General features: G+C 74.1%; 1 protein-coding gene. It reads right to left on the bottom strand.

The features are described from left to right. Positions 1 to 26 precede the first annotated feature (26 nt). Entirely contained in the window at positions 27 to 242 is a 216-nt protein-coding gene (locus SAY88_RS26230; RefSeq protein WP_431308932.1) for a hypothetical protein, read from the bottom strand. Positions 243 to 251 lie beyond the last annotated feature (9 nt).

The following is a 251-nucleotide window of genomic DNA, read 5'->3' as shown; positions in this document are numbered from 1 at the left end:
AGCGCCTGCGGGAGGACCGCAAGGCCCTAGCCGCCCTGCGGGCCCGGGTGCGGCTGGCCCGGCTGGCCCTGGCGCAGCACCTCAAGCCGAAGGAAGGCCAGGAGGCTCCGGAGGAGGAGGGGCAGGTAGAAGGCGAGGAGGAGGCCCAGTAGCCCCTGGGCCAGGAGGCGGAAGACCAGGCTCTCCAGCCCCTCCGCCAGGGCCCGGGTGGCCAGGGTGAAGGCGGCCAAGGGGAAGACCAGGCCCCAAAG

Origin of the sequence: Halalkalibacter flavus, assembly GCF_036663575.1 — a bacterium.
Taxonomy (GTDB): Bacteria; Bacillota; Bacilli; order Bacillales; family Bacillaceae_D; genus Halalkalibacter; species Halalkalibacter flavus.
Note: the sequence above shows the minus strand (reverse complement) of the source record. Positions and strands in the feature narration are given on the sequence as shown.